The sequence below is a fragment of the Streptomyces scabichelini genome (genome assembly GCF_011045015.1).
Lineage (GTDB): Bacteria > Actinomycetota > Actinomycetes > Streptomycetales > Streptomycetaceae > Streptomyces > Streptomyces scabichelini.
This window is the reverse complement of the sequence record NZ_JAAKZY010000100.1, coordinates 1-18841: the sequence shown is the minus strand read 5'-3', so window position 1 is coordinate 18841 and position 18841 is coordinate 1. Positions and strand designations below refer to the sequence as shown.

15 protein-coding genes are annotated in these 18841 nt (G+C 70.8%); 8 read left to right on the top strand and 7 right to left on the bottom strand.

The features are described from left to right. Nucleotides 1–49 precede the first annotated feature (49 nt). Genes G5C60_RS27860 through G5C60_RS27845 form a run of 4 tightly spaced genes read right to left on the bottom strand, consistent with a single transcriptional unit; the run spans nt 50 to nt 5230 of the window. Nucleotides 50–1105 carry a hypothetical protein gene (locus G5C60_RS27860; RefSeq protein ID WP_165263685.1) on the bottom strand — a complete coding sequence of 352 codons (1056 nt, stop codon included), beginning with the start codon at nt 1103–1105 and terminating at the stop codon, nt 50–52. Continuing rightward, on the bottom strand, nt 1102–3075 hold the full coding sequence (locus tag G5C60_RS27855; RefSeq protein ID WP_165263684.1) for a hypothetical protein: 1974 nt from the start codon (nt 3073–3075) through the stop codon (nt 1102–1104). The genes G5C60_RS27860 and G5C60_RS27855 overlap by 4 nt, the downstream gene beginning before the upstream one ends. After that, nucleotides 3072–3815, bottom strand: coding sequence for a toll/interleukin-1 receptor domain-containing protein (locus tag G5C60_RS27850; protein ID WP_165263683.1), 744 nt, complete (start codon nt 3813–3815; stop codon nt 3072–3074). The genes G5C60_RS27855 and G5C60_RS27850 overlap by 4 nt, the downstream gene beginning before the upstream one ends. Nucleotides 3816–3856: 41 nt before the next feature. Then, nucleotides 3857–5230: a helix-turn-helix domain-containing protein gene (locus G5C60_RS27845; protein WP_165263682.1), complete on the bottom strand. Its 1374-nt coding sequence runs from the start codon at nt 5228–5230 to the stop codon at nt 3857–3859. A 297-nt stretch (nt 5231–5527) separates the two neighbouring features. Between G5C60_RS27845 and G5C60_RS27840 the strand changes: the two genes are divergently transcribed. Beyond that, a complete protein-coding gene (locus G5C60_RS27840; RefSeq protein ID WP_165263681.1) occupies nt 5528–7675 on the top strand; it encodes a primosomal protein N' in 2148 nt (715 codons plus the stop codon). Between the two features lie 191 nt (nt 7676–7866). Here G5C60_RS27840 and G5C60_RS27835 read toward each other — a convergent pair whose 3' ends face one another. Further along, a complete protein-coding gene (locus G5C60_RS27835) occupies nt 7867–8406 on the bottom strand; it encodes a hypothetical protein (RefSeq protein ID WP_165263680.1) in 540 nt (179 codons plus the stop codon). 460 nt (nt 8407–8866) lie between these two features. Between G5C60_RS27835 and fmt the strand changes: the two genes are divergently transcribed. The 3 genes from fmt to G5C60_RS27820 all read left to right on the top strand — a co-directional run bounded on the left by fmt (nt 8867) and on the right by G5C60_RS27820 (nt 12722). Continuing rightward, complete coding sequence (gene fmt / locus G5C60_RS27830) at nt 8867–9799, top strand: methionyl-tRNA formyltransferase (protein ID WP_165263679.1); 933 nt, start codon at nt 8867–8869, stop codon at nt 9797–9799. A 648-nt stretch (nt 9800–10447) separates the two neighbouring features. Further along, complete coding sequence (locus G5C60_RS27825) at nt 10448–11878, top strand: transcription antitermination factor NusB (RefSeq protein WP_165263678.1); 1431 nt, start codon at nt 10448–10450, stop codon at nt 11876–11878. Between the two features lie 58 nt (nt 11879–11936). Then, nucleotides 11937–12722, top strand: a complete 786-nt coding sequence (locus G5C60_RS27820; protein WP_165263677.1) for a TylF/MycF/NovP-related O-methyltransferase — start codon at nt 11937–11939, stop codon at nt 12720–12722. Here the strand turns inward: G5C60_RS27820 and G5C60_RS27815 are convergent. Continuing rightward, nucleotides 12712–13689 carry a phosphotriesterase family protein gene (locus G5C60_RS27815; RefSeq protein WP_165263676.1) on the bottom strand — a complete coding sequence of 326 codons (978 nt, stop codon included), beginning with the start codon at nt 13687–13689 and terminating at the stop codon, nt 12712–12714. The two genes, G5C60_RS27820 and G5C60_RS27815, sit on opposite strands and share 11 nt — an antisense overlap. 19 nt (nt 13690–13708) lie before the next feature. After that, nucleotides 13709–14398, bottom strand: coding sequence for a GntR family transcriptional regulator (locus G5C60_RS27810; protein WP_165263675.1), 690 nt, complete (start codon nt 14396–14398; stop codon nt 13709–13711). Nucleotides 14399–14630: 232 nt separating this feature from the next. Between G5C60_RS27810 and G5C60_RS27805 the strand changes: the two genes are divergently transcribed. The 4 genes from G5C60_RS27805 (at nt 14631) to G5C60_RS27790 (ending at nt 18608) form a co-directional block, all read left to right on the top strand. Then, the gene (locus G5C60_RS27805; RefSeq protein WP_165263674.1) at nt 14631–15410 is read left to right on the top strand and encodes a sugar isomerase domain-containing protein; all 780 of its coding nucleotides are present in this window, start codon (nt 14631–14633) and stop codon (nt 15408–15410) included. Continuing rightward, nucleotides 15407–16108, top strand: coding sequence for an SDR family oxidoreductase (locus G5C60_RS27800; RefSeq protein ID WP_165263673.1), 702 nt, complete (start codon nt 15407–15409; stop codon nt 16106–16108). Before G5C60_RS27805 ends, G5C60_RS27800 begins: the two co-directional genes overlap by 4 nt. Then, nucleotides 16105–17433 (top strand): FAD-dependent oxidoreductase, encoded by a 1329-nt coding sequence (locus tag G5C60_RS27795; protein ID WP_338145947.1) that lies wholly within the window; start codon nt 16105–16107, stop codon nt 17431–17433. Before G5C60_RS27800 ends, G5C60_RS27795 begins: the two co-directional genes overlap by 4 nt. 203 nt (nt 17434–17636) lie before the next feature. Beyond that, nucleotides 17637–18608: an ROK family protein gene (locus G5C60_RS27790; RefSeq protein ID WP_165263671.1), complete on the top strand. Its 972-nt coding sequence runs from the start codon at nt 17637–17639 to the stop codon at nt 18606–18608. The last annotated feature ends 233 nt before the right edge of the window (nt 18609–18841 follow it).

The window sequence follows — 18841 nt, the reverse complement described above, 5'->3', positions numbered from 1 at the left end:
GGGTTTCGCGAGGCCCGGCGTCCCTGATGGGACGCCGGGCCATCGTGCATCAGGCGTCCGGCGCCGGGTGACCGGGCCCACCGCCGTTCGGATGGGCCATTGTCGCGCGGTCGATGAAGCGGCGGCGTATTTCCGCGGCGGTATCCGCGTCCCAGGAGGAGACCGCCATCGCGACCTGTCCGGCCAGCATCACGCCCTCTTCGTTACCGGGGGCCAATCCCACGCGGCACATGAAGTCGGTGAACACGTCGGCCGGGTCGGCCGAAGCTGTTTCCGCCGGCTCCGGCTCGGCTACCGGAGCTTCGGGCAATGCCTCGTCCACTAAGTGCCGGAACGGCTCGGCGACCTCCTCGTTGTTGGCGGCGGAGGAGAGCTGGGCCAGCAGCCCGATGTCCTCGACGGTCTTCTCCACTTGATCGTCGTTCTTGGCGAGCCACCAGACGACGGCGCTGCCCGTGTTCTGGAGCACGTCGTCTCCGAGGTACCTGCGCTTGTTCTTCTCGTAGTTGCGCTGGTGCTCCCAGACGGCCTCGTCCTTGCGGATGGCGGCGAGACGGTCCAGACGTGTCTGGTCCTCTTCCGAGAGGGCCAGGGTGACGTCGAGCGCCATCGCGCGCACATGCCCCTCCCGGTCGGTCTCCATCACTCCCAGTCGACCGCTGAGTTCGTGCTGGACGAGGGAGCTTCTGAACGGCTTGCGGGTCGCCGTCACCTCGCGGGCCCGCGCCAGGATCGCGTCGACTGCCAGTGCTCCGGGGTTGATCACCGGGTTCCGGGCCGACGGATCTGCCGGACACCAGCGGACTGTGGCCGAGAAGAGGAAGTCGTAGTCGCGTTCGGCACTCGGCAGGGCGATGCGCTCGACATACAGCTCGCGACGCTCGACCGGCGGGCAGGGCTGGAGGGGGATGGTCTCCGGCGGGAACGGAACCCGCGCCCGTGCCCGCTTCGCCGCGATCATCGCCATTGTCCACGTCAGGAGAACCACGCCGACAGCGGAGGCCAACACCCACACCGGCCAGTCCAGCACGAGCCCGAGGATGAGCACGAGCAGCTCGCTGAGCAGGGCGAGGAAGACCGAAACCGTCTTCTGGTCGGAACTCATGGCCGGGCAGCCTCCTTGATGGTCTCGGCGCTTGTCGGAGAGGACAGATATCGACGCTGTGCCTCGTTGACTCTCCGCAGCAGATCGTCCGCGAGTTCCCGGGAGGCGGTCGTGCGTGCCGTGGCATAGAGGCTGCTCAGGACCTGGTAGCGGGGCACCGCCGCGTCGACCAGCACGTCGAGGAGCCGGTTGGCGACGCCCGGAGTGTCGGCCGTGTCCGCGGCGTTGATCCACGCCTTCGTGTACCGAAGCCAGTAGTCGGCGGACGCGCGCTCGAAGGTGGTGGTCCAGCAACTGGTGAGCCAGCGACGTGTCGAGGCGCCGGACAGGAGGGCACGCGGCAGCCGGGACGGCTCGGTGAGGTCGAGGAACAGACCGATGTCCGCCTGCTCGTGCGCGGCAGAGCGGTAGTGGACCAGCCGGTACAGCAGGCGGCGCTGGAGGCCGGGATCCTCCGTGGCGGAGCGCAGCAGCGCATCGCGCGCCGGACGAGCGGGGCCCGGTTCGCGGCGGGCCATGTGATGCAGACGTACGAGGGCCTGCTGAGGATGGTGCACCGACATGACCTTCTCGCATACTTCGACGAGCGCCCGGCGCAGGCCGTCCGTGAGCTGTTTCGTCGACCACTCGTAGATCTGCGACCGGAATTCCTGGCCGGTCTTCTCGTTACCGACTCCCTCGCCGAGGAGTTGGGCGGCCGCACGCAGGTGGATCTGGTCTGCGTCCGCTCCCGTCCAGCTCTTTGCCAGCCTGAACAGCTCCGCCGTACCACCTGTGTCCAGGCACAGCCGGGTGAAGCGGAGCACCAGGTTCTCGCGGTCGGTGTCGGTGAGGTCGTGCAGGCTCAGCACCCGGGTCAGCCAGACCTGCAGCGAAGGCCGGAGGTCGGGCAAGTTCACCCAGAAGTACCGACGAACGGCCCGGTCGAAGCCGGGTGTCTCGAAACGGACAGCAGAAGTGCGGCCGACGCCGGCCCCGACCTTCTTCAGACGCTCGTTCAGGCCATTGTGCTGCAGAGCCGGGCGGACGTCCTTCGGGATCTCCTGGACCTCCTGGAGGACCATGGTCGCCCGGTGCACAGCGTCGGCCGACGCGTCGTGCAGCAGAGCGGCCGTCAGCAGCAGCGCGCGTTGTGGGCCTTTGCGTACCTGTGGAAAGAAGACCTCGACTTCCGCGGAACGGTCGGTGTGCTCTGCGAGAGCCTGCGTGCACCAGTCGGCGAACTCCCCGCTCCGATGGCACGCCTCCCACGCCTCCCGGACGAGATCGGCCAGCCGCGCCAGCTCCCTTATGGGCGGTTGCGTGTCGAGATGGCGGAGCAGGAACGCCGGAGCCGGCCAGCACCGGCGGGTGTCGATGCCGGCCGCGCGCAGATGGCGGACGAGGACTTCCAGGCCGTCCGGGCGGTTGACGGTCCCGCGCAAGGGCAGGAAATCCTCGGCCAGTTGACTCTCGTACGGCTGCGGCAGCACGACGGCCAGGTAAGCCCGCTTGTCGACGAGCTCCTTGCGAAAGTCGAAAAGCCGCTCGTGGACGCGCTTCCACTGCTCTTGGTCCACTGCCGAAAGGTCCAGCAGCATGCGGTCCTCCTCCCCGATGAACTCCGGGGAGAGGTCCTCCTCGGGTTCGGGGCCGAGTTCGTGGTACGTCCCCACACCGTGGGGCAGTTCGCGTAGCAGGACACGGGCGGCGGAACTCCTGCCGCTGCCCGCGGCACCACGGAGGAAGACCGTGCGTTCCCTTTCCAGCGTGTCGTAGGCCGTATTGATGCCGGGAGGACGGGCGAAGCGTTGCTGGAGACGGCGCAGCTCGGCTTCGGCCACCCGGCGGGGCGACGCGGGGCGCGTGAGCAGAGGGTCGTCGGACTGCGCGCCCGATGAGATGTTGATGTTGGTCCGGTACAAGTCGCGAAAGCCCGTGGGCGGTGAGTCTCCGGAATCCGTGGGCGGGAAGCGGGAGTTGTCGTTCACCGCTCTTCGTCCTCGCGCCTCTCACGCCGAGGCGAGGCTCCGAAGTTCTGGTGGATGCCGCCTTCGTTGCCCCCTGCCACGTAGTTCGCGCCGTCGCCGGCCTGGTGCACCGAGTGGTGATTCGTGTCGCCGGGTCCGATACGGATCGGGCTGTGGGGACCGTTGGTCTTGATCGCGGCGTCACCATTGACGGGGCCTGTCTGGAGCAGGGTGCTGTCGTGCACGTCCCGTGCGGTGTTGCGCACCGACCCGGGCGCGGAAGTTTCGGAGACATCCCGATCAGCGGCTGCGAGCTCCGGGACCTGGTCGGCCAGGGCATCGCCGATGCGCTGCACATCGGTGTCGTGATTCTGGTGGTCGTAGCGCAGGGACTGGCAGTCGGCGATGCGGGCCAGCGGCTCGGGCAGATCGGCCTTCGTGGGACGCTCGGTGCGTCGGCCGACGAGGACGGGGATCACGGGGATACCGCACCGTAACGCCTCAAGGATCTCCTTGCGGACCCAGTCGTCCTCACGCCGCAACGCCGGATGTGCAGCCCAGCCCGGACCCATGACGGCGAGCAGCACACCGGTGCGCCGCACGTTGCGTATCAGGTCGTCGTCGAAGAAAGCCCCCGGGGCGATCGACCGGCTGGCGCGGTAGATCCGCTCCTTTCCGAACCGCGCTTTGAGGACGCTGTCCAGCGTCGTGGCGACCTGTTCGCCGTCGCCGGTGCGGTAGTTGATGAAGATATGGGGCATGACGATGCCGCCTTTCTGGTGAGGGCATGACGGTCCGACGCTTATGGGCCGGGCGGTGCAAGTACGGCGGTGAGCTGCGGCGAGATGGCCAGGAAGCCGGGGTGTCGTGGATGGCGATACAGCTTTCGGGCGAGCCGCCGGAGGTCGGCGGTGATGGTCGCGGAACCGACGCAGGCGGCGCTCGGCAACAGCTGCCCGGTCAGCTCGCAGGCGCGGTCGATCTCGCCTGCGACGGCGTGGGCCAGGGCGCGGCGGACGCCGTAGCGAGCCTGGGTGCGCAGGGCGTGCGCGGGAATCTGCCCGCACGCGTGGTCGAAGACCTCTGCGGCCTGCCGGGGCCTGCCCAGGTCCAACAGACACCAGCCGGTCACCATGGCGACGGGGTCGCTGAGGTGGCTCGGCCCCAGCACGGGAGCGGTTGGGTCGGGACGGTCGGCGGCCAGGAGGTCACGCGCCCGGTCGAGACTGCGCAGAGCTGCGCGGTGGTTTCCCGACAGGGCATGCCCTTGTGCCGCGCGTTGGGCTGCCAGGCCCCGGATGCGGGGAGGAAGCCGATCGGCGTACGCCCCCTCGGCCAGGGCGATGGTCCGGTCCGCGTCAGCGCTGTAGTACGTGATCAGGGCCTGGCGTACGAGTGCGTAGGAGGCGAGATCGGTGTCCCCGGCCGCTTCGGCCAGTCCGACCGCATGGTCGGTCCAGCGCAGGGCCGCCGCGTCGTCACCCGCCTCCTGGGCCATCCAGCCGGCGAACTCCGCGAAGCGCGCAGAGAGGGCGAACAGGCTCGTACGCGTACGAGGGCTGGACAGCTTCGCGAGGTCGCACAGTGCACGCGTCTGCTCGGACAGGGCAGGCAGGACGAGGCCCGGCGGAGACAACTGACCGATGCGCCGGAAGTGGTCGAACAGGCCGCATGCGGCGTCCAGCAGACCCGCACCGGCATCGAAGGCGGCGGCATGGCCACTTGCGGCGCCCGTTCCCAGAACGGAGGCCGCGCCCACTGCCATCACCTGCCTGCGACTCGGTGGCCAGTCGGCCGGGGAACAGGTACGGCCCCGGGTGCTCTCCGCGTGGTTCGGCATGCTGTCGTCCGGTGTCCCGTGCATGACTCCCGTTTCGTCGCGGGCGCGCGGCCCGTGCTCGTCGGGTGGAGGTGGGCCGAGGGCCGGATGCGATGGCAGCTGTTCACGGCGGTGTCCCCGGTCGACCGGTACCAGCGCGGCCAGGACACCATTTGCTCCGAGAGCGGTGTCGCACAGCCGGGCCAACTCGGTCGTCGGACGTTTGTGCCCGGTCTCGACCTTGCTGATCTGACTCTTGCTGTAGTGCACCGACGACGCGAACTGCGTCAGAGTGAGTCCCGCGGCGATGCGTAATCGACGCAGCTCCGTTCCGAAATCAGATGGCTGCTCCAGCATGTGAACCTCCTCATGCCGAGGCCGCCGACGCCTCGGGACGCCCGCCGTCGCACGTCAGCGTCGTCCTCACGACGGGCGTGAGCAAGGTGGTCGGCGGTGTTTCCCGTTTCCGGTTCTGATACCGAGACGGCGGGCACGTGCAACGCCGAGCCGTGGGGGAGGCCGGATCAGAGGTGGAAATGGCCGACGGGGCGGGCTTGTGGGTTCGCGCGCCAGTGGTCTCCGGCGGAGTTCGAGCCGTCGGAGCCGGGAACTCGGGGCCGGGCGGTGTCAGTGCCGTCTGGTAGGAATGTTGCTGTGAGCAGCACGGATGGGCGTAGTGACGGTGGTGCGGGGGGTGTGCCGCCGGAGCAGCTTGCGCTTATTCGGGAGAGTGTGCGCAAGGCCAAGGCGCCGCGGGCCAAGCCGCGGACTTGGCGGGGGGCCGCGTTGGCCAAGGAGCGGCCGGTGGCCCGGGTGCTGGTCGACAAGGGGGTGCTGCATCTTGACCGGTATTTCGACTATGCCGTTCCGGAGGAGTTGGACGCCGATGCGCAGCCCGGGGTGCGGGTGCGGGTGCGGTTCGGGGCCGGGCGGCATCGGGTGCGGGAAGGGCGGCGTGAAGGCGGGGGGCTGATCGACGGGTTTCTGGTGGAGCGGCTTGCCGAGTCCGATTACTCGGGGCCCCTTGCCGCGCTGGCCCAGGTCGTTTCGCCCGAGCCCGTGCTGAGTGAGGAGTTGCTGGGGCTCGCCCGGGCTGTGGCCGATCGGTACGCGGGGAGTCTGGCCGATGTGCTGCAACTGGCCGTGCCGCCCCGGAACGCTCGGGCGGAGGGAAAGCCGTCGCCCGCCCCGCTGCCGGTGCCCGGTGCCCCCGAGGCCGGGTCCTGGGAGCGGTACGCGCGTGGGGCGGCCTTTCTGGAGTCGCTCGCGGCCGGTGGGGCGCCGCGCGCCGTGTGGAACGCGCTGCCAGGGCCCGCGTGGGCCGAGGAGCTGGCGCGGGCTGTCGCGGCGACGCTCGCGTCGGGGCGCGGCGCGCTGGTCGTCGTACCGGACGGACGAGCCGTTTCCCGGGTTGACGCCGCGCTGACCTCGTTGTTGGAGCAGGGGCGGCACGCGGTGCTGACGGCCGAGGCCGGGCCCGAGAAGCGGTATCGGCAGTGGCTTGCGGTGCGGCGAGGGTCCGTACGGGCCGTCGTGGGGACCCGGGCTGCCATGTTCGCACCCGTACGGAATCTGGGGCTCGTCGCCATCTGGGACGACGGGGACGACAGCCACAGCGAGCTGCACGCACCACAGCCGCACGCGCGGGAAGTACTGCTGCTGCGAGCCGCCCATGACAAGTGCGCCTTTCTGCTGGGCAGTTGGAGCTGCACCGTCGAGGCCGCGCAGCTCGTCGAGAGCGGATGGGCGGCGCCGCTCGTCGCCGGCCGCGAGCAGGTGCGGGCGGCGGCTCCCCTCGTACGGACCGTGAGCGACGGGGACCTCGCGCGGGACGAGGCGGCCCGTGCGGCGCGGCTGCCCACGCTCGCCTGGCAGGTCGTACGGGAAGGGCTGCGGCACGGCCCTGTGCTGGTGCAGGTGCCGCGGCGTGGCTACGTACCGCGGATGGCGTGTGCGCAGTGCCGCGCGCCCGCACGGTGCCGGCATTGCGCCGGCCCCTTGGAAGGCCAGGACGCCGGTGGCTTGAGATGTGGGTGGTGCGGACGCGACGAAGGGGCTTGGCACTGTCCCGAATGTGGTGGGTTCCGGCTGCGGGCGCAGGTCGTGGGGGCGCGGCGGACCGCCGAGGAACTGGGGCGCGCGTTTCCCGCGGTGCCCGTGCGGACGTCGGGGCGTGAGCAAGTGCTGGACACGGTGCCGGGGGCGCCCGCGCTGGTCGTGAGTACGCCGGGGGCGGAGCCCGTTGCCGAGGGCGGTTACGCGGCGGCGTTGCTGCTCGACGGCTGGGCGATGCTGGGGCGGCCCGATCTGCGGGCGGGCGAGGATGCGTTGCGGCGCTGGATCGGGGCGGCGGCGCTGGTACGGAAGCAGGAGGCCGGCGGGACGGTGGTGGCCGTGGCCGAGCCGACGCTGCGGCCCGTGCAGGCGCTGGTGCGCTGGGATCCGGTGGGGCACGCGGTCCGTGAGCTGGCCGAGCGGGCCGAGCTGGGGTTCCCGCCTGTGTCGCGGATGGCGGCCGTGTCCGGTACGGCGGAGGCCCTCGCCGGGTTTTTCGCCGCGGTCGAACTGCCAGGCGATGCCGAGGTGTTGGGGCCGGTGCCGTTGCCCGTCACGGATGCGGGGCGGCCTCGGCGTACGGGGGCGCCGCCGGTCGGTGAGCGCTGGGAGCGGGCGTTGATCCGGGTGCCGCCGGGGAGCGGGGCCTCGCTGGCGTCCGCCCTGAAAGCCGCGCAGGCGGCGCGGATGGCTCAGGGGGGGAATGACGTGGTGCGGGTTCGGATTGATCCGCCGGATATCGGGTGAGTGGGGGCAACTGGTTGGTGGCTGCGCCAGCCAACTGGTTGGTGGTCGGTGGCTGCGGCAGATGGGAGCTGTGCGGTAAGGAGTCGATGCTCGTCTGCCTGGCGATGCGCCTCTGCCTCCCGATGGTCGTCGGGAGGCAGGCGGATGGGGCGTCAGCTGGGTATCAGCCGCAGGGCGTAGGCGCCAGGATGTCAGCCGCTGCGCGGACCCGGGAAAGCGCTCGGCCTTGCCTCGTCGCGGAGGGCGGGGCTGCCGGCCGTCGGCTGCGTGGGCATCGGCAGGGAGCGGGCCGCTGGGACCGTGGGGATCCCGGCGTTGACGGCGACCCCGCGGTTGCCCGCCGGTTCCGTGGCGCGCTCGGCCTCGGCGGCGGCCTGGGCGGAGGCGCGGCGTGCGCCGTAACGGCGGTGTACCGCCTGTTTTGTGACTCCGAGTGCGGAGCCCACCGCGTCCCACGAGAAACCGAGTGAGCGGTCGAAGTCCACGGCGGCCGTGACCAGGGTCTCGACACTGTCCCGCAGCTCCTGGGCGAGGCGGACGGTCGGGGCGGGGGCTCTTCCGTAGACGACGAAGCCTGTGGACGGGCCGGAGCGGCGCGGGCGGTAGACGTTGCCCAACTGGGCGGTGAGCGTGCGCAGTGCGTCCACCTGCCGGCGGACCCGCTCGATGTCCCGCACCAGCAAGTGCAGGCTGGCCCGAGCCTGGGCGTCGTGGGTTGCGTGGTCGGCCATGAACAAGCCTCTCGAACCGGCGTTGAAAAGGATCGGGCCGCGACTGCGGCCCGTTGTGGTCAACTCTTTCTTGACCAACGCGTTTGCGCTCCGCTGGTCACGGGGTGGGGGCGTGTGGAGCTGTGCGTGCGCTCCCGGGGTGGGGGTGCGCTGTCGGCTCGCCTTCGGCTTCGCCTGGGGTTTCTCTCCCGCCCGCGCACCGCCCGTTTCCAGTGGGGAGAGAGGTGGGCGTCTCCCGTGGGGGTGCTCGCCGTTGGCGGCTTTCCCGCCGTGGTTCGCGGTTTCCCTGCCGCGCTTCGCGGCTTTCCCGCCGTGGTTCGCGGTTTCCCCGCCGTGGTTCGCGGTTTTCCCGTCGTGCTGCGCGGCTTTCCCGCTGTGGGCGTGGGAGCTTCGCGTCCTGCCGCCATAGACTTGTGCGTTGCCCGCTTCCAATCCTCGCCCGAGAGGCCCGAACCTTCCCATGAAGCTCGTCTTCGCCGGTACCCCCGAGGTTGCCGTTCCCGCTCTGGATGCCCTGATCGCCTCCGGGCGGCACGAGGTGGTCGCCGTCGTCACGCGGCCCGACGCGCCGGCCGGGCGGGGGCGGAGGCTGGTTGCGAGTCCGGTGGCCGAGCGGGCGGAGGAGGCCGGGATCGAAGTGCTGAAGCCGGTGAAGCCGAGGGATCCGGACTTCCTGGAGCGGCTGCGGGAGATCGAACCCGATTGCTGTCCCGTCGTCGCGTACGGGGCCCTGTTGCCCCGGGTCGCGCTCGACATCCCCGCCCACGGCTGGGTCAATCTGCACTTCTCGCTGCTGCCCGCCTGGCGCGGGGCGGCGCCCGTGCAGCACGCGGTCATGGCGGGGGACGAGATGACGGGTGCGTCCACGTTCCTGATCGAGGAGGGGCTCGACTCCGGGCCCGTCTATGGGACCGTCACCGAGGAGGTACGGCCCACCGACACCAGCGGGGACCTGCTGACCCGGCTCGCCTTCGCGGGCGCAGGGCTGCTCGTCGCGACCATGGACGGGATCGCGGACGGCACGCTGAAGGCCGTACCGCAGCCGGCGGATGGCGTCACGATCGCCCCGAAGATCACCGTCGAGGATGCGCAGATCGACTGGGCCGCGCCCGCGCTGCGCGTCGACCGTGTCGTACGCGCCTGCACGCCCGCGCCCGGCGCGTGGACCGTCTTCCGCGGTGAACGGCTCAAGCTCATCCAGGTCGCGCTCGTGCCCGAGCGCACGGACCTTGCCCCGGGCGCGCTGGCCGTCGCCAAGAACAACGTGTACGTCGGCACCGGCTCGCACGCCGTCGAACTCCTGTGGGTCCAGGCCCAGGGCAAAAAGCCGATGCGCGCCGCGGACTGGGCGCGGGGGGTACGGATCGCCTCCGGCGAGCGGGTCGGGGACTGAGCGCTCCGCGGGAAGTGCCGTACGAAAGGTGCGGGCTGTCCGTGGCTGGTCGCGCAGTTCCCCGCGCCCCTTAAGGGGCGCGGGGATGCCCCGGACTTGACCAAGGCCGCTTAGCCGTGACGCGGCGCGGCTGAGCGGTCCCCGCCCGACGCGGTGCCGCCCACCGACCTCGCTCAGCGGCGCCCGATCACCCACCCCCCGCTGCTCAGGGAGTGGCCGGTCGGCCGATCCTGCTCGGCGGCGGATGCCCAGGCGGCGCCGGTCGAGCACAGCCGCCCGGGAGTTGCGCCCGTCGCCGGTGCCGCCGCCGGAGCGGCGCAGAGTGATCGCGGCCGCCCCCAGGCGCGGTGCCGCGGTTGCCCCGGCCGGCCCCGGCCGACGGCAGGCGGCGGCAGGCGTCCAGTCGGAACGCGGTGTGGATTGGTTGCCGTTGTCTGGTCGGCGTCGTCCGCTGCGGCTTTCGATGTCCTCATCGAGGTGGTCTCGGTGGTGCTGCTCGGTCAAGAGGGCTCGTTGCCGCCCGGCCGCAGTCAGCCGATCGCCGCAGCCGCCCGAAGCGCGACGCCATTCCACCCGTGCCCCGCACCGCCACACCCCCGCGACGTACGCTTGACGAGTAACCCTTCCAAGATCCGGAGCACCTTTTACGTGAACGAGCAGGACCGTCGTCGTCGCCCGCAGGGCAAGCCTCACCGTCGTCCGAAGAAGGATCCCGTACGGATGCTGGCCTTTGAGGCGTTGCGGGCCGTGGACGAGCGGGATGCGTACGCGAATCTGGTGCTGCCGCCGCTGTTGCGGAAGGCGCGGGAGAAGGGGGACTTCGACGGGCGGGACGCGGCGCTGGCCACGGAGTTGGTGTACGGGACGCTGCGGTGGCAGGGGACGTACGACGCCGTGATCGCGGCCTGCGTGGACCGGCCGTTGCGTGAGGTCGACCCTCCGGTGCTCGACGTGCTGAGTCTCGGTGTGCACCAGTTGCTCGGAACGCGGATTCCGAGCCATGCCGCCGTGTCCGCCTCCGTCGAGCTCGCCCGGGTCGTACTCGGTGACGGCCGGGCGAAGTTCGTCAACGCCGTCCTCAGGAAGGTCACGCAGCACGACCTCGACGGCTGGCTGGAGCGTGTGGCACCGCCGTACGACGAAGACCCCGAGGACCACCTCGCCATCGTGCACTCGCACCCTCGGTGGATCGTCTCCGCGCTGTGGGACTCCCTCGGGGGCGGGCGCGCCGGGATCGAGGACCTCCTCGAGGCCGACAACGAGCGGCCCGAGGTGACTCTGGTCGCCCGTCCCGGGCGCGCCACGGCAGAGGAACTGCTCGACGGACTCGGTGACGAGGCCGCGTTGCCCGGGCGCTGGTCGCCGTACGCCGTGCGGCTCTCCGAGGGCGGCGAGCCGGGCGCCATCGAAGCCGTACGCGAAGGCCGGGCCGGCGTGCAGGACGAGGGCAGCCAGCTCGTGGCGCTCGCCCTCGCGGGCGCGCCCCTCGACGGGCCCGACAAGGCGTGGCTCGACGGCTGTGCCGGTCCCGGCGGCAAGGCGGCGCTGCTCGCCGGGCTCGCCGCCGAACGCGGGGCCGTCCTGCTCGCCGCCGAGAAGCAGCCGCACCGGGCCGGGCTCGTGGCGAAGGCGCTCGCCGGGAACCCGGGGCCGTACCAGGTCATCGCCGCCGACGGCACGCGTCCGCCGTGGCGGCCCGGCGTCTTCGACCGCGTGCTGATGGACGTGCCGTGCACGGGACTTGGCGCCCTGCGCCGCCGTCCCGAGGCGCGCTGGCGGCGCCGCCCCGACGACCTGGACGGCTTCGCGTCGCTGCAGCGCGGGCTGTTGCGCACGGCGCTGGAGTCGGTACGGGTCGGTGGCGTCGTCGGATACGTCACCTGCTCGCCGCACCTCGCCGAGACCCGTGCGGTCGTCGACGACGTCCTCAAGCGGTACGGAGGCTCGGCCGAACTGATCGACGCCCGGCCGCTGTTGCCCGGCGTACCGGCTCTGGGCGACGGCCCCGACGTACAGCTGTGGCCACATCTGCACGGGACGGACGCGATGTATCTGGCGCTGATCCGACGGACGGGCTGACGGCTGCCGTGCCGCCGGCGGGGCTGCGGGTTCCTGGTTCGGGACGTACCTTGCCCTTATGGCTTGGCGCAAAAATGTCAATGGAACCTTGAGGCGGCTCACCGGTTACGAAATCCGTCGCCCGAGGCCCGTAATGCCCCCACCAAGGCCGGAGCCGGTTCCTGGCCCCAAATTCCCCGCCGACTACGACGACACGGCCAAGGAAGTCATCCGGGCCGTGTCTCCCTACACGATGACCTCTCCGGAACGGCTCAATGCCCTGATTCTGGCCGCCCGCTACGTCAGCCGGCACAACATCGCCGGAGACATCGTCGAGTGCGGGGTATGGCGGGGTGGCAGCATGCAGGCGGCTGCCCGCACCCTCCTCGGGCTGCATGACACCGAGCGGCACCTGTACCTCTTCGACACGTTCGAGGGCATGCCGGCGCCGACCGACAAGGACCTTCGCCGGGACGGCGAATCCGCCGCGGATCTGCTGGCCAGGCAGGACAGGAGCCGCCCGATCTGGGCCGTCGCCACGCTGGAAGACGTCAAGGAGGGCTTTCAACAGGTTCCGTATCCCGCGGATCGCGTCCACTTCGTCCAGGGCCTCGTGGAGGAGACCATTCCCGCCGAGGCCCCCGAACGGATCTCGATTCTGCGGCTCGACACCGACTGGTACGCCTCAACTCGCCATGAACTGGAGCACCTTTATCCGCGGCTGGTCAGCGGCGGGGTCCTCCTTATCGACGACTATGGCTGGTGGCAGGGGTCGAAGAGCGCGGTGGACGAATTCCTGGAGAAGACGGGCGCCCGACTCCTCCTGCTCCGCATGGATGAAGGCCGCATCGCGGTCAAGCCGTAGTGCCGACAGCCGGAAGCCCTGTGCCGGAGATCTCTTTGGCCAGCAGTGCCTGGGGCGTGTGCCGCAGTACGGTCTCGACCGCTTCGTCGCCCAGGCGCCGACGCAGTCGCGGGACGAAGTCCCTGCCGAGCACGTCCATGCCCGGCCCGCCGCCGTAGGCCCTGAGCGAGGACTTGCGTCCGACGTCGGTCCCCAGACAGATGTGGTTCAGTCGGCCGGCCTCGGCCATGTGCTCGATCAGGTCGAGGAGGACCGAGTCCGGCCGGTACTTGATCCGCCCGATCGTGTCGTAGACGAGGTGGGCTCCGCGGGCGATCAGGTCGAGGTGGAGTTCCGGGTCGGGGTTGCGGTCGGTGTGGGCGAGCAGGACGCGTCCGGCCGGGACACCGTGCTTGTCCAGGAGGTCCAGGGCGGCGTGAGTGGCGGTGCCGACCTCGGTGTGCACCGCCAGGGCCACTCCCGTGTCCCGGGCCGCCGCGGCTCCCGCGGCGAACCAACGCTCCTCGTGGCGGTCGATCCGGTGGTACGAAGCCCCGAGTTTGATGATGCCGGCCTTGTGCGAGGTGGGTACGGGGCGCGGGAAGTCCCAGTCGTGACGGTCCATGCCGGTCTGAAGGTCGTCCAGGAGCACATCGAGGAGCGTCGCGTCGTCGGCGTGGCGGGCCCAGTGAGCGGCCGGATAGTGGGCGCTGCGGTGGAAGCCGGTCGCGGCGACGACATGGACCCCGCTCGTGCGGGAGACCTCGGCGAGCTCGCCGGGGCGGCGTCCCAGGCCGACGGGTGTCAGGTCGACGACGGTGTGTATACCGCCGGCCGCCACACGCAGGAGTTCGGCCGCCGCCTTGTCGGTGTCGAGGAACTCGTCACCTGGGTTGACCGGGGTGCGCAGGAAGACGTGCTCGTGGGCGTCCACGTCGCCGAGTTCGTCAGCGGCGACAGGGCCCAGGACGGTCTCGACGACAGACAATGCCGTTTTCCCTTCCGGGCTAGGCGAGTTCGATGTGGAACACGAACCGGGAACCCGCGTAGCGGGATTCGGTGAGTTCGACAGGTGTGCCGTCGGCGGTGGTGATCAGTCGGCGCTCGACGAAGATGGGCGCGCCGACGGGCAGGTCCAAGAGGCCGGCGTCGTCCTCGGTGGCGATGGCCGCCACCTGCGTTCCCGTCGCGCGGGAGGGGGCGAAACCCTTGTCGGTGAGCGCCTGGTGGAGCGAGCCACGGGCCAGGTCCTCGCGCAACAGCCAGGCGCAGGACGGCGGCAGTACGACGTTCTCGATCGCCATCGGCTGGTCGTCGGCCAGCCGCAGACGCCGTACGTGAACGACGTTGGACTGGGGGGCGAGCCTGAGCGCGGTGATCTCCTCCTGACTGCCCACGCGCAGTTCCCCCGTCAGGACGGTCGATGACACGGTCATGCCGCGCAGGGCCATCTCCTCGGTGAAGGAGCGCAGTTTGCCCATCTGGCGATGGACCTGTGGTTCCCCCACGAAGGTGCCGACGCCGGAGATCCGGTAGATCGCGCCCTCGGCGACCAGTCGCTGGGTCGCCTGTCTGACGGTCATCCGGCTGACTTGGAACAGTTCGCACAGTTCCGCGTCGGACTCGATCTGGTCTCCGGGCTTCAGTCCCGCGATTCGACCACGGATGTGCCGTTCGACTGCTTCGTGTCGCGGCATGGGCCGCCGAGCCACATCTTCTCCCTTGTCTATACCGGTACGCACCAACGCAGCATAGGCCGCCTCCAGCCGCCCGTCCACACCTGGCCCACCTCGTTGGAGGGGGCGACAAGTCTGGTCCAGGTGCTTGACGTTTCGGCGCTCGTCGCTTTAGCGTCCGGCAAGTACTACCTGTCTAGACATAGCTCCTGTCGTGCCGTGTCTCCGCCCTCATGTCGAGAGGTTTCCGCACGTGCCATCGTGGATCCGTACCGCAGTCGGAATCGTCGAGCAGATCGCCGAGTCCCAGGCCGAGGCCATCGAGGCCGCGGCCCAGATCGCCGCCGGGTCGATCGCCGACGACGGCGTCGTCTACACCTTCGGCACCGGTCATTCGCGCATGCCGGTGGAGGAGATCTTTCCCCGCTACGGCTCCTACCCCGGCTTCCAGCCGCTGGTGGAGCTGTCGATGACATTCCACACGCAGGTGGTGGGGGCCAACGGACAGCGGCAGGCGATGTTCATCGAACGCGTCGAGGGGCTCGCCGACCAGATCCTGGCCAACTTCCGGCTGCGCCCGTCGGACAGCATGTTCATCTTCAGTGTCAGCGGGCTCAACGCCGTCCCCATCGAGATGGCGATGGGCGCGCGGAAGGCGGGGCTGCCGGTCATCGCGGCGACGTCGCTGCAGGAGACCAACGCCGCCGCACCGCGGCACCCGAGCGGATCCCGGCTCGCCGACCACGCCGATGTCGTGATCGATCTCGGATCACCGGTCGGCGACGCCATCTGCCACGTCGACGGCCTGGACGTCCCGGTCGGTCCGGTGAGTACCTTCACCGCGATCGCCGTGGTCAACGAGATCAAGGTGCGGGTCGCCGAGCTGCTGGCCGAACGGGGCGCCATGCCGCCGGTCATCACCAGTTCCCGCCTGGTCGGCGCGGACCGCAGCAACGAGTTGTTCGAGGGCGCCTACCTCGAGTTCGCCCGCCGCTCCGCCGCCGCCCTGCGCACCGCGGACGGTGCCCCGTGAAGCGCCTGCTCGTGGCCGGTGCGCGGGGCGGAATCGGCGCCGCGTGCGTCAACGCGGCGCGGGCCGCCGGTGCCCAGGTCTTCGAGGCCGACCGCGATACGTACGACGTCACCGTGTCCGCGGGCGCCGACGCGGCCGTGGCACGAGCGGCCGAGGCCCTGGACGGTCTCGACGGCATCGTGCACGCGGTGGGCATGTCGGGCCGGCGTCTCGGTGACGGGCCGGTCGACGAGTGCAGCGACGAGGCGTGGAGCGAAGTGCACCGGGTCGATCTGGACTCGGTGTTCTTCCTGCTGCGCGCCGGCATCCGGCAGCTGTCCCGGGCGGGCGGCTCGGGCGGCTCGATCGTCGTCATCGGCTCGGCCCTGGCGACCACGCTCGACGAGGACTTCCTCACCGCGGCCTACGCCAGCGCGAAGGGCGCCCTGGTCCCCCTGGTGCGCTCGGCCGCGTTCACCGGCGCCCCCAAGGGGGTGCGCGTCAACATGGTCGCGGCCGGACTGGTGGACACCCCGATGGCCGCCCGCGCCATGAGGGACCCCGCGATCCAGGACCGTATGCCGCGGCTGATGCCGCTGGGTGCGCGGGCATGCAGTCCCGAAGAGATCGCCGACACGGCCATGTGGCTGCTGTCGGACGCCTCCTCCCGTACGACAGGCGCGGTCGTCCCCGTAGACGGAGGGTGGCACCTGAGGTGAACGGCACATGCGTCAGCCAGGTGGAGGCAGCGCGGTATCCGCTCCTGTGGGACGGCGATGTAGTGGTCGTCGGCGGCGGGTCGGCGGGCTCCGCGGCGGCCGTCGCGGCCGCCCGGCGGGGCGCTTCCACCCTGCTCCTGGAGAGCGCCGCTCACCTGGGCGGCACCGGGGCGAGCGTTCTGGACACCTTCTACGGTTTCTACGCGCCCGGCACGGGGGAACGCGTCGTCGGCGGCGTCGGCTGGGAGGTGTGCCAGGCGCTCACCGATCGCAAGGCGGCCTTCGAGCGCCCCAACACCTACGGCGCGGGCACCGGCGTCACCTACGACCCCGAGACGCTGAAGCTGGTCTGGGACGAGCTCACCGGCTCTGCGGGGGTACGGGTGCTGTTCCATGCCCGTGCATCAAGGGTGGTGATGGAGGGCCAGGATGTCCTCGGGCTGGTCGTCGAGACGGTCGCAGGACCCACATACGTACGGGCCAAAGTCGTCGTCGACGCCAGCGGTGACGCCGACATCGCGTGGCGTGCGGGGGCGGCGCTGGAGCGGCCCGCCGAGGACCGCGTCGTGCAACCGCTCACCCAGACCTTCCGGCTCGCCGGTGTCGACGCCGCGGCGACCCCGACGGCCGAGCTGCACCGCCTGATGGCTCTGCACGCGGACTCGGGAGCGTACGAGCTGCCCCGGCGCGAGGGTTCCGTCCACCGGACCACCGAACCCGGCGTCGTCCACACCAACGTGACGCGCGTGAGCGGCGTCGACCCGACCGACCCCTGGCAGCTTTCGGCAGCCGAGCAGGAGGGGCGCCGACAGGTCGTCGAGTACACGCGGTTCCTCGTCGAGCAGGTGCCGGGGTACGAACGGGCCTTCCTCATCGCCTCCGCGCCGCGCATCGGCGTACGGGAGAGCCGCCGCCTGATCGGCGAGTACGTGCTGGGCAGGGAAGACGTGCTGAGCGCGCGCCAGTTCGATGACGCCATCGCGCGCTGCGGCGCTCCGATCGAGGACCATGCCGCCGGGCAGAGGACGATCTGGCAGTACGTCGGTTCCGGTGACGAGACGCCCACCGGCCGCACGTACGGTGTGCCCTACCGGTGCCTGCTGCCCCGCGGCGTGGACGGGCTGCTCGTCGCGGGCCGGTGCCTCTCGGCCACCCACGACGCCCACGCATCCGTCCGTTCCATCGGACAGTGCATGGCGATGGGGCAGGCCGCGGGGACTGCCGCGGCGCTGGCGGCCTCCGCCGACGGCAGGCCTCGCGATGTGGACATCGTCAAGCTTCGAGAACAGCTCGCAGTCGACGGCGCCCTGATCTCGCCCGGCTGATCCATCCCCTGAGGCGGAGGGCTCGGCAGCCTGTGAGTCTAGACAGGTTGTGAGTCCGCTGCCCGACTCCGGCTGACGCCCTGTCGGGTGGGCTCAATCAGCCAAAGTTTCTCATTCTTTACAGTTCAACTGATTGACCGGGTGATTCACTCGGACCAAGCTTCCGGTTAAGTCTATACAGGCAATACTGATCAGGAGATCGCATGGTCGCGACCAGGAGCGGTCCTCGCCCCGCAGGTTCCGCACTGGGGGTGGACATCGGGGCCACGAACACCAAGTGGGTGCATCGTGCCGGCGCGGCGGTCGTCGAACGGGGCACGCTGCCCACCCCCGCCGCCGGACCCGCGCAGGTCGCCGCCGCCATCGCCGAGATCGCGGGTGCGCGCACCGTCGAGGCCATCGGCGTGGCGTTGCCCGGTCATCTGAGCCCGGACCTGCGATCCACCACGACCATCCCGAACGTCGACGGCGACTGGCAGGACTTCCCACTGGCGGACACGATCGAGCGCGCGACCGCGAAGCCCGTCCTGCTCATGAACGACGCGCGCGCCTTCGCCTCGGCGGAACTCGCGCTGGGCTCCGCGCGTGGCCGCAATGACGTGGTGTTCATGACCATGGGCACCGGGATAGGCGGTGCGATCGCCCTGGGCGGCAGGGTTCTGCGCGGGCCCGGCGACAGGATCGGCGAGATCGGGCACATGACCGCCGTGCCGGGCGGTGCCCCTTGCGGATGCGGAGCCCGCGGATGCCTGGAGACGGTGGCGGGTGGGCGGGCACTGGCCGCCCTGTGGTCCCGGGCCCTCGCCTCTCGCGGGACAGCGGACCAGGACCGGCCGGCGACACCCGAAGACCTGGTCCGGGCCGCACGATCGGGCGACACCACGGCCCGGGAGATCCTCGAAACCGCCGCCACGGCCGTGGGCGCGATCCTGGGGAGTGTGCTGGCCCAACTCGGCGTTTCGGTCGTCGTCGTGGGCGGTGGCGTCGCGCCGGCCTTCGACCTGATGCGGCCGGGCGTCGAGCCGGCACTGCTCGACCGGCGGCGACTGATCGGACCGGTGACCCTCATGGCCGCCGAGCTGGGTTCGTACGCCGGCGCGATGGGAGCGGCCCTGAACGCCACGGTGCGGCCCCGCGCTGCCACGCCGACTCTGACTCAGTTAGGCGCGAACTGACGGCCTGTCGCATGCGCGGACGCAGGACGGGCGGTCGCGTCGTATGCGCGGACGGGCGGTCGCGCCGGGCGAACCGAGTTTCGACCCCTGACGGGCGTAGTGACCGGTGAGCGGACTCCGTCCACCCGGCGGGCGGTCGCGCCCGGCGTCCCGGCTCCGGCCGCCGAAGCAACCCTGACTGTCGGCTCCGCCACCCCTGCCCGCCCACACCCGCGTGCCCTCGCTCCCTGCCC